The 10,642-nt window shown below is 69.1% G+C and carries 9 protein-coding genes; 6 read left to right on the forward strand and 3 right to left on the reverse strand.

Features of this window, described 5'->3' with window-relative positions:
• Positions 1 to 12 precede the first annotated feature (12 nt).
• The 3 genes from F4558_RS06730 (at position 13) to F4558_RS06740 (ending at position 4,606) form a co-directional block, all read left to right on the forward strand.
• Complete coding sequence (locus F4558_RS06730; protein WP_167943533.1) at positions 13 to 834, forward strand: alpha/beta fold hydrolase; 822 nt, start codon at positions 13 to 15, stop codon at positions 832 to 834.
• Between the two features lie 440 nt (positions 835 to 1,274).
• Entirely contained in the window at positions 1,275 to 2,048 is a 774-nt protein-coding gene (locus tag F4558_RS06735; RefSeq protein ID WP_209273204.1) for a hypothetical protein, read from the forward strand.
• Positions 2,049 to 2,401: 353 nt separating this feature from the next.
• Positions 2,402 to 4,606, forward strand: coding sequence for an NACHT domain-containing protein (locus F4558_RS06740; protein WP_157552587.1), 2,205 nt, complete (start codon positions 2,402 to 2,404; stop codon positions 4,604 to 4,606).
• A gap of 10 nt (positions 4,607 to 4,616) precedes the next feature.
• Here F4558_RS06740 and F4558_RS06745 read toward each other — a convergent pair whose 3' ends face one another.
• Positions 4,617 to 5,588, reverse strand: coding sequence for an alpha/beta hydrolase family protein (locus F4558_RS06745; protein ID WP_157552590.1), 972 nt, complete (start codon positions 5,586 to 5,588; stop codon positions 4,617 to 4,619).
• Between the two features lie 281 nt (positions 5,589 to 5,869).
• Between F4558_RS06745 and F4558_RS32090 the strand changes: the two genes are divergently transcribed.
• Both F4558_RS32090 and F4558_RS06755 read left to right on the forward strand, forming a co-directional pair.
• Entirely contained in the window at positions 5,870 to 6,709 is an 840-nt protein-coding gene (locus tag F4558_RS32090; RefSeq protein ID WP_157552593.1) for a GNAT family N-acetyltransferase, read from the forward strand.
• A 126-nt stretch (positions 6,710 to 6,835) separates the two neighbouring features.
• Complete coding sequence (locus F4558_RS06755; RefSeq protein WP_157552596.1) at positions 6,836 to 8,020, forward strand: PQQ-dependent sugar dehydrogenase; 1,185 nt, start codon at positions 6,836 to 6,838, stop codon at positions 8,018 to 8,020.
• A gap of 277 nt (positions 8,021 to 8,297) precedes the next feature.
• Here F4558_RS06755 and F4558_RS06760 read toward each other — a convergent pair whose 3' ends face one another.
• Both F4558_RS06760 and F4558_RS06765 read right to left on the reverse strand, forming a co-directional pair.
• Positions 8,298 to 8,921, reverse strand: a complete 624-nt coding sequence (locus tag F4558_RS06760; RefSeq protein ID WP_053656457.1) for a flavodoxin family protein — start codon at positions 8,919 to 8,921, stop codon at positions 8,298 to 8,300.
• A gap of 271 nt (positions 8,922 to 9,192) precedes the next feature.
• Positions 9,193 to 10,011 (reverse strand): SDR family NAD(P)-dependent oxidoreductase, encoded by an 819-nt coding sequence (locus tag F4558_RS06765; protein ID WP_167943536.1) that lies wholly within the window; start codon positions 10,009 to 10,011, stop codon positions 9,193 to 9,195.
• A 93-nt stretch (positions 10,012 to 10,104) separates the two neighbouring features.
• On the opposite strand from F4558_RS06765, the gene F4558_RS06770 reads away from it, so the two are divergent.
• The gene (locus F4558_RS06770; protein WP_053656467.1) at positions 10,105 to 10,596 is read left to right on the forward strand and encodes a MarR family winged helix-turn-helix transcriptional regulator; all 492 of its coding nucleotides are present in this window, start codon (positions 10,105 to 10,107) and stop codon (positions 10,594 to 10,596) included.
• Positions 10,597 to 10,642: the final 46 nt, after the last annotated feature.

A 10,642-nucleotide genomic window follows, 5' to 3' on the forward strand; every position in this document is an offset into this window, starting at 1 on the left:
TGGCCTGCCCCGATGACACCACTTCGGACGGTCGCGGTCGACGGTTCCCCCGTCCGCGTCCTGGAGAGCGGCACCGGACCCGCGGTGCTGATGCTGCACGGCTCCGGACCCGGCACGACCGGGTCCGGAGCCTGGGCAACGACGGCGCAGGCGCTGGGCGAGTCCTGGCGCGTGGTGGCTCCTGACCAGGCCGGGTTCGGCCGTACACCGCTCCCGGCAGGCTCCACGGGTGGGCTCCAGCTGTGGACGGAGCAGGCCGCCGGCCTGATGGATGCCCTCGGCATCGACAACTACGCAGTGGTGGGCCACTCGATGGGCGGCGCCGTGGCGCTGGCGCTGGCGGCCGCGCGCCCTCAGCAGGTCACCCGTGTCGTTGCGGTCTCGACGATGGGCGCCCCCGGGGCGCCGCTGTCCGCCGATCTCGACGCGATCTGGGCCGTCCCCGCTGGCCTGCTCGGAGCGCGAGACATGCTGAGTCGCCTTGTCTTCGACAAGACGCTCGTGACCGATTCGGCAGTCGATGCCCGAGCGACTGCGATGCGAGCGGGGGCGACCGCGTTCGCGTCGTTGTTCCCTGCGCCCAGGGCACGATGGGCCGACGACCTCACCCTCTCGGCGCAGACGCTGGCAGCGATCCGCGCGCCCGTACTGCTCGTTCACGGTGCCCAGGACCGGGTCACCCCGCTCGGGACGGCAGCCCAGCCCTTGCTCGACCACCTGGCCGATGTCCGTCTGCACGTGTTCGGCCGGTGCGGGCACGTGCCGGCGATCGAGCACCCGCACGAGTTCCGGCAACTGCTGTCGTGCTTCCTCGGTCAGAACCGAGGTCACTGACTGCCGCAGCAGGTCCGCAGCACGCAGTGGCGCTCTCGCACTGACCGCCAGCGGCGCCCACGGCGTACTCGGCACCTCGGCCACTGATGCACGTCGATGTTGCCCGAACGGTCGCGGGTGTGCTGGAATGGCGAACATCGCTGCAGCGCGGAGGCAACCGCGCTGGGAACGGTCAGCGCGGGAGCATCGCAGTGTTGGCACAGCGCCGCTTCGGCGGACGCGCGCCGCACCGCCACACCATCTCCACGACGACGTGCAGGTGTCCGCCGTACGTCTCGTGTTCCCACGACACCACATCGCTCGACCTCTGGCACGCCGGAGGCGTCCGATGCGTCACGTCGACGCACCTGAACCGGTGACGAGGTGAGCAGCGATCGCGATGCCCGGAGCACTGATCCGGTCCCTGCCACGGTAGGGGCCCAACGTCATGAAGGATGACCATGCGCCGTTCCCTCGCGGTGTTCACCGCCGCCCTGATCCTCGGCACCACAGCCGGCAGCGTCCCCGCCGGGGCGTCGGGTGCCTCCCACCGCACGTGCACCCGCGACCTGCTCTTCTGTGAAGACTTCGAACGTTTGCCGCGAGGCGGCGCCAGCACGTTGGACTGGGGCATCGACACCCGCAACGGCACACTCACCGTCGAGCGCGCCCGCCACGGCAACCAGGTGTTGCACGTGCACACCGTCGACAACGGCAGGGCCTTCCTGCGCGTCGACGATTTCGCCGCGCCGGGCAACCGCTTCTACGGCCGGATGCGCCTGCGCGTCGACGCGTTCCCCACCGCCCCCGACTGGGCGCACTTCACGCTTGTGGAGGCGACAGGCACCGGCAGCCCGGAGGTCGTCCGTCCGATCGGCGGCCAGTACGCGCCCACAGTCCCCGGCATCTTCTGGGGCGTGGGCGCCGACGGCGGCCCGACCGGCGACTGGACCAACTGGCGGGAGTCGGCGCCCGTGGTCGAGGACACCTGGCAGTGCTTCGAGTGGCAACTCGACCCGAAAGACAACCGCGTCGTGGTGTGGATCGACGGGGTGGCAAACCCGGAGCTGACCGCCTCCACCACGCAACACGGCGGCAACGACGTGCCGTTCATCCTGCCGACGGTGAACACCGTGAAGATCGGCTGGCAGCTCTACCAGGGCGGCACCACGCCGGGCGAGTTCGACATCTGGATCGACGACATCGCTCTCTCCACCAAGCGGCTCGGCTGCTGACGTCGTTCGTCGCGTTCCACCGCGTGCTCTCACCGGGCGCAGGCCCTCGCCGACAGCGCGCCCACCCAGCCACCGGGAGGCGGCCGGGGCGTTGCCGACCGAGGCGTACCTTCCGCGACCGCCGTGGTCGCGGAAGGTACGCCTACACCGGCTTCCAGACCGCAGAGTGCTGCCTCAGACGCGTTACCACTGCATGCTTGTCGCGGTTGCGCACGTCCGTTGTTCGGGGGCGGCACCGGCGGTCATGGAGTTGCCGACCACACCCTGCCGGCTGTCGACCATCCACAGCAGACGCAGCGGCTGTCCTTGTGTCTATCCATTCACGGTCAGTGCGTGCGACGATCCCTCCGGCGATGCGCGCGATGGGGGGCCGGGTGGGTCGGAGCCAGCGTTGGTACGCGGTGGTCGGCGTCGTCCTAACCGGCATTTTCGGGGCCGTGGTGAACCTGGCCACCAGCGGGTTCGACGTGGCCGACCGGAAATGGTGGCTGACCGTCGCCGCCGTGGTTCTTCTCGTTGTGCTGGTGGCTGTCACCTACTTTCAGACGGATTCCGGCTCGCTGGCGGACTGGGACAACACGGTCGAGGCGGAAGCCGCCCGGTTGGCTTCCGAGGTGGAGCGCAGGGGGAGCGCGCAGCGGGCCCGGTACGGCAGCTCGCTCCTGCAACTGCGGTTCCGCCTGGCGCCCGCAAAGGTTGTCGGTCAGTTGCCGAACGTGCGCGTCTCGGCCTACGCCGGCGCCTTTCCGACGACAAAGCTGGACGGCCGGCTCGACGACATCGCCGACGTGTACCGGCAGTCCACCGGATGGCTGGTGGTGCTCGGCGGGCCGGGGGCTGGCAAGTCCGTCCTCGCCCGGCACCTGGTCGTCCGCCTGATGGAGACGCGCAAGCCGGACGAGGTACGGATTCCCGTGGTGTTCCCCGTGCACACCTGGGATCCGGACGTCGAGTTCGAACAGTGGCTGGCGCAGTGCCTCATGCGCGACTTCAACGGTCTGAAGCGGGAAGGTCCGGGCGGGACGAATGTTGCCGCCGCGCTCGTCGAGCACGGGCACATCCTGCCGATTCTCGACCGCTTCGACGAGATCCCGCAACGAAGGCTCAGGGACGCCCTCCGCGAACTGAATCACGCGCCGATGCCGCTCGTCCTTCTCAGTCGCACGGAGACGTACGCCGAATTGGTCAAGGAGGGAGTCGCCCTGCGCCGTGCCGACGTCATCGCTCTGGATGACCTCACCCTGCGGGATCTCCGCAGGGCTCTGCCCACCGACACGCGGACGGAGGCCGGTAGGGCGAAGTGGGACGTGGTCCTCGACCCGCTGAGCGAATCCGGTGATGCCGGCGGTGTCTCGGCGTTGGCGAGCCCGCTGATGGTCAGTCTCGCCCGCGCGGTCTACGAAGAGCCCGGCGAGAACCCGGCCGACATGCTGGAGTCCTCCGGCCGGCGTCTCCGGGATGCGGAGGAGTTGAAATCCCGACTGCTGGCCAGGTTCGTCTCCACCGTCTACCGCCGGCAGTCGCCGTGGCGGCCGGAGAACGCCGAGCGCTGGCTGGGCTACCTGGCCCGGACGAACGGTCCTGGCGACTTCGCCTGGTGGAAGCTCGTCGACTCGGTGCCCCGCCGCCATCGGGTTGGTGCGTTCCTCGTGCTGGGCGCCGTTCTCGGTGCGGCCGCCGGGGGACTCCGGCTGGGGTGGACCGGCCTGGTCCTGGGCGCGTTGATCGTCGGGGTGTTGGGCGCGCTGATCGGCTGGTCGCAGGGCCCCGAACCGGAGCGTATGGACCTCAAGCTCTCGGGTAGGGCGAAGCACGCCCTGGCGCAGGTGGTGCCCGGGGTGGTCGGCGGCCTGATCGTCGGGATCGTCGGGTTCTTCCTGGTCGGGCAGTGGGGTTGGTGGACGCTGGGCGTCGCCGGCGCGCTCGGCAACGCGGTGGGCGGCGGCCTCACCGGCTGGGCCCGGCACCGGGCCTGGAACGACAGCGCGAAGCCGATCCTCAAGGAGGTGGGCCTGGGAGCCTGCGGCGGCGCTGCAGGCGCGTCCACGGTGGGCGCGATCGGCGCGCTCTCCCACGCGCCTACCGGCCAGAATCTGCCCCTGTGGCTGCTGGCCGGCCTCATCGTCGGAGTGGCCTTCACGCCCGGCGCCGGACTCCTGGCCGAACCCGAGGTCGAGGTCGCCGTCACCCCCACCGCACTGTTGCGGTCCAACCGCCGCTACGCCGTCCTCCAGACGATCATGGTGACGATCACGTTCGGTCTGGCGATCGGCATCTTCACCGGCATCGTGAACGGCTTCGTGTTCGGCTGCGCCATCGGTGCCGCCTTCGGCGTCGGCGCGCACGCCTGGGGACGCTGGCTCATCATCGGCCGGGTCTGGCTGCCGCTGACCGGCCGTCTCCCGTTCCGGAAGGTGTGGAGGTTCCTGGAGGACGCCCAGGAGCGAGGTCTGCTCCGCCAGCGGGGCGCGTTCTACGAGTTCCGCCACGCCCTGCTCCGGGACACCGTGGCGGCGAGGTACGCGGCAAGTAGTCGTACCAGATTCTGGTCCGACTGAGAGCCGGCCGTCAGGCGGCCAGAATGGCCCGCAAGGTCTCCTGCGGACGCTCGATCAGCGGAATGTGCCAGACGCCCGCCCGTCCGTCGATGGTGACCTCGACGAGCCCTGGAAACGCCCGCCGCCACTGATCGACCGAGTCGGCGACCAACACGAGCGGATCATCCGCCGGTTCCCGCGCTTGAAGGTAGACGACCCGCGCGGCACGCCCGGTCAGTTCCCCGTCGCGCAGGGCAGGGGAGGAGGCGATGAACTCGGCCTGACTGGTCAGCGCCGGCATCCCCACCCACGTGGAGTGCCGCCGTCCGGCTTTGACAATGCGTGGATCTGCGCCCGGTTCCGGTTCCGGCTGATCCCCGAACTGGTTCAGCAGTGCCCAGCCGAGGCTGGTCAGCGGCCCACCCCGATACCAGGAGGCGAGCCCGAACAGCCAGTCCGGCCGCTTGATGCGTGCCGCGCTGTCGGGCGCCGTGTCCAGCACGAGCACCGCCTGCCCGTACGGCGACCCATCCTCGGCGTACCGGTCGAGGAACTGCCTGGCACAGAGCCCACCCATTGAAGCGCCGTACACCCGGACGTTGCCTGGCCGGATCACCTCCAGGGCCGCCATGACCTGCCGGTAGAGCCCGTCTACATCCACTGCCCGCTCGGCGTAGTCGGCCACCACCATGGCGTCGCCCGGCCCGAGAAACGGCGCGAAGGCCCGGCTGAGCTGGGCACCCGACATGATGTACCCGGGAAACACGACCACAGCCTGCCGAGCCGCCCCAGCCCTGCTGGCTGTGACGTGCACGGTCGCCGCCGTACCGGTGCGGTAAACCGTTCCGGTGAGCCCGTCGACGGCCAGCAGCGCCAGGACTACCGAAAACGCCAGCCCCACACCTTTGACCACCCGCACCACCGGGCGCCGGCCCGCGCTGCCGGCCCCAGCCCCGAAACCCGGCGACCCGATCGGCCGCTCCCGGCCCGAGGCACTCCGCATGCCGCGCATTATCGTCCGCAGCCTGCCCACCCAAAAATCAGGCAACACAACCCATCCCTGGTACGGCCGGACAGCGCCGTACCGATCCCGTCATCCTGATCGCCGGAGCGGTTCGACCGGCCTCGCTCCAGGCGCTTGTGGAGGCGTTGTTCGCGGGCGTGAGCGCCTGAGATCGGCATCGCCGAGGGTTTGCCCGGTCAGAAGGTTGCCCGGTTCACGGGTGGGTGACGGCGCGTCGGCCGGTCCCGCCGTAGGTCGGGCTCGGAAAGCGCCAACCGAGTGTGGCCTGTGACGAGTCCGCGACGGCCTTTGAACTTTCGGAGATCCTGCGCGTCGTCCCGGGTATGGACCGTACGACAGCTGTAGTCCGCTCGATCGACGATCTCGCGCCGCAGCTGGCCAACAGCCGCGAGTATTGGTTGGGTTGGGGTGACGGCGAGGACGACGACCTCGCCATGTACCGCAGTGACCTGCCCGACCCGTTGCTGAACGGGGTCATGCGAAGCCGGAACACCGACGTCGCATCGGTCGTCGACGAGGTTCGGCGATACTTCGACGGCTGCCCCTGGTACTGGCGGGTCGCCCCGGACAGCGACGCCGGTGTGCGAGAGGCCCTCGTCGAGGCCGGTGCCGTCGAGGCGCTGACCATGCCGGTGATGGCGTTCGACCTCACCGCCCTGCCCGACGTTCCCGGTACGACCGGCCTGCGTATCAGCGTGGCCGAAGCGACGCCGCAGGGCATCGCGACGTTCGTCCGGGCGTACGGGCCCGCCCTGGGGGTGCCGCAGGAAGGGCTGCAGGCCACCACCGAGAACGAGTTCGCGCGCGCCAGCCGGTCGGACGCCGAGATCCGTTTCATCGGCTGGATCGACGATCGCCCGGTCGCCACATCGATGCTGTCGGTCGGCCACGGCGTTGCTGGGATCTATACCGTCGCCACCCAGGCCACGTATCAGAGGCGGGGAATCGCGACAGCCATGACTCTTGCCGCCCTGCGCGCCGGATACGACCTGGGCATGCGCGTTGCCACCCTGCAGGCCACCGCCCAGGGTGAGCCCGTCTACCGGCGCATGGGCGCCAAGACGGTCGCGCACTACCACATGATGTCGTTCCCGCAGTGATTCCATGACTCGCCGCTCGGCAGGCGATGATCTGACAGCACCGGTGGCAACGCGCTGCCGCATGCACCACACCGCCCGCCGTGCCGACAATGGTTCAGGCCCCGGTCTCGACGTTCGGAGGAAACCGTGACGATCACGCATTGGCGTCGGTCACTGACCGCGTTCCTGGCCGCCGGCCTCGTGGCCGGATGTTCGAGCGGCACGCCGGAAGCCGCCGATGTGAAGCCCCAGCCCCGAGCCGCTGGCCTGGCCGTGGAGAACGTCGTGGCCGGCCTGGAACACCCATGGGACATCGGCTTTCTGCCCGACGGCCGCATCCTGCTCACCGAACGGCCCGCCAGTTTCCGCATCGTCGACGGCGGCACGGCCGGCGACGTGCGGGCCGACCTCACCGATGTGTTCGTCAGCGGCGAGGGCGGCCTGATGGGCCTGGTGATTCATCCCGACTTCGACCGGACCCGTGAGTTCACCACCTGCCAGACACACCAGGACGGTGGTCAGCCGGTGGACGTACGCCTGGTCACCTGGCGCCTGTCGCCGGACGCGACAAGCGCCACCCGGGTACGCGACCTGCTCACCGGGCTCCCGATCAGCACCGGCCGGCACTCCGGCTGCCGCCCGACGATCGCCGCAGACGGGGCGCTCCTGGTCGGCACCGGCGACGTGGCCCGGCCCTCGCACCCCCAGGACCGACGTAGCCTGGGCGGCAAGGTGCTGCGTCTCGACCTGCACACCGGTGAGGGCCTGCCGGACAACCCGTTCGCGTCATCGTCCGACGCCAACGAGCGGCGCATCTACAGCTACGGCCATCGCAACATTCAGGGCGTCGCCGTGCGTCCCGGCTCCGGCCAGGTGTTCACCGCCGAGCACGGGCCCAGCGGCTTCGACGAGATGAACCGCATCCAGCCCGGCGGTAACTACGGCTGGGATCCCGCACGTGGCGGTACCGTCCAGACGTACGACGAAAGTGTCCCGATGACCGACCGCGACCGCTTTCCCGACGCCGTTCTCCCGCTGTGGACCTCCGGAGCGACCTCGACCGAGGCGCCGTCCGGGGCCGCGTTTCTCGACGGTACGCAGTGGGGCCCGTTGAACGGCCGGCTGGCCGTGGTCGCGCTGCGCGGACAGAAGACACTGCTGTTCCAGCTCGACGACGCTGGCGAGAAGGTTGTCGACCTGGCGCTGCCCACCGAGCTCAACGACGCCTACGGCCGCCTGCGCGGCGTACGCACCGGCCCGGACGGCGCCCTCTACATCACCACGTCCAACGGCACCGACGACCGCCTGTTGCGCATCACATACCGAGCCTGACGCTGTGGCCGCGAGATACGCGACAGGCAGCACCGCTGAGGCGCCCGCCGCCGGGTGGCCGCCGACAGGGGCATCCCCGGCGCGCTGAACGAACACCCGCTTCCGGATACAACACCCGGGTAGAGCCCTCCCGCATGGGCTCTACCCGGGTGTTTGCTGGCCCCACCGGGTCGACCAGATCGGCAAGGTAGCCGTATCCATGCTCACGGTGTTCAGTGAGGGCGTAGGCACGGCCTGCCACCTGCTGGTGGGGTTTGGCGGTTGGCGGTGCCGTATGTCAGACCGCATTGCCCCGCTTGAGGGCGCCGGCGATACGCACGACCCGCTCGGCCTGGTGGCGGGCGGCGTTGCGGGTGTCGTCGTCGATGGAGCCGAGGTCGGGGCCGAACACGGCGTGGTGTGAGGTGCCGTAGGGGTTGCCGTCGACGTACTTGATCGGGTCGGTGTATCCGGGCGGGACGATGATGCCGCCGAAGTGGTGGATGCTGTTGTAGAGGGCGAGCAGCGTGGTTTCGTGTCCGCCGTGCCGGGTGCCGGTAGAGGTGAAGCCGCTGTAGACCTTGTCCGACAGATGGTTCGCCTGCCACGGCCCCGACAGCGTGTCGATGAACTGCTTCAGCTGGGCGGTGATGTTCCCGAACCGGGTGGGTGATCCGAAGATGACCGCGTCCGCCCAGATCAGATCGTCGGCGCTGGGAGCCGGCACGTCGGCCGTCGCGGCGTGGTGGGCGGCCCAGATTGGGTTTGAGTCGATCGCGGCCTGGGGTGCCAGCTCGGCGGCCTTACGGATTCGAACCTCCGCGCCGGCTGCCTCCGCCGCATGAGCCATTTCGGTGGCGATCGCTGTGCCGGTGCCCGTCGAGGAGTAGTAGACGATGGCGAGATTGACGTTGTGGGACATGGTGGCTCTCTTTCCTGAGGAGATGGCTCCGGCGGTGTCGCCGGCTGTCCATGGATGGAGCGGACAGCGGGCGGCAGCCAACCGTTGGTCGAGCACTGCTGGCCCGCGGCAGCGGCCAACCAGCCGCTGTCACGGAAGGGGACGCCGGCCCTACGGCAGGTGAATCGCTACCACGCCTCCTTGCCGGAGATCGCGATGCCCTCGGGCGAGAATCCGTTCGGCAGCGGCAGCACCGCAGGGAACGGTCTCCCTACTGTGATGGATTGCCTACTCAGACGTCGGCCAGCCGGCGACGATCGGAGAGCGTCGGCAGGTGACCGGTCACTCCGCCGTCGACGTAGATCAGCTGGCCTGTGATGAACTTCGACTCGTCCGATGCGAGGAACACGACCGCGTTGGCGACGTCAGCTGGTTCCCCGAAGTCCTTGAGCATCTGGGAGTTCAGGATCAGTTGGGTCGGCGACACCTCCTCGAGCCGGTGGTTCCCGCCGGCGCTCGGCGGCATGGGCGGGATCAGCCCAGGAGCCAACGCGTTGCTGCGGATGCCGAGATGACCGAAGGACGTGGCTACCGACTGGGTCAGGTAGTTGATCGCCGCTTTGCTCGTGCCGTAGGCGATCAACGCCAGGTCACCACCTGCGGCCTGGATCGATGATGTGTTGATGATCGATCCGCCACCGGACTCGGCCATCGCGGGAACGGCGTACTTGCTGCCGAGGAAGACGCTGCCGGTGTTCACCTCGATGGTCCGCAACAGGTAGTCACGGCTGATGCCCAGCACGTCGGAGTCCTGGAGAACCCAGTCGGCGCTCACCAACCCGGCGTTACTCCACAGCACGTCGAGCCGCCCATAGGTCTCGGTGGCGAGCGCGACGGCGGCGGCGATGTGCGCCTCGACGCTCACGTCACCGGTGTACGGCGTGACGTCGAAGCCGTTTTCGGTGAGCTCCTTTGCTCGCTCGTGAACGGTCGGAGACAGGTCCATCATCACGACCCGCGCACCCTCTGCCGCCATGGCGCGCACTCCTGCGAAGCCGAGGACACCGGCCGCACCGGTGACGACGGCAACCTTGCCTTCCAGACGACCCATTGAGAGCCCCTCTCACAAGTAGTTGAAATTTCATCATCGAGGTTTACGGTAGCATGAGTCGCTGAAACTTCAACTACTTTGTGAGGGCACTTCATGACGGAGATCCGGTGGCTGGACGAGGAGGAGCAGCGGACGTGGCGCAGCTTCCTGCTGGCCAGTCGTCTGCTGTTTGACCGGTTGGAGCGGGACCTGAAGCAGGACGCGGATCTCTCGTTCGCCTATTACGAGATCCTCACCCGGCTCTCCCAGGCCCCAGGGCGCTCGATGCGGATGGCCGACCTCGCAGCCGCGTGTGTGTTCGACCGCAGTCGGCTGAGTCACGCGGTCGACCGACTGGTGCGCAGCGGCTGGGTCCGCCGGGCACCCTCCACCTCGGATGCCCGAGGTCAGCTCGCGGAACTCACCGACGAGGGCATGGACAAGGTCCGGCAGGCCGCCGGCGGTCACGTCGAGCAGGTGCGATCACTGCTGTTCGACCGCCTTACCCGAGATCAACAAGTGGCCCTGAGGGAGATCAGCGAGGCGCTCGCAACCGGCATCGTCGAGATGCCGAAGCTCCGCGGGATGGGTTGGCCGTCGCAGTGACGGCCGGAGTCGTCGGCGACGCCGGGCACTGTCAGGCGGCTCGTCG

This window comes from Micromonospora profundi, from assembly GCF_011927785.1.
Lineage (GTDB): Bacteria > Actinomycetota > Actinomycetes > Mycobacteriales > Micromonosporaceae > Micromonospora > Micromonospora profundi.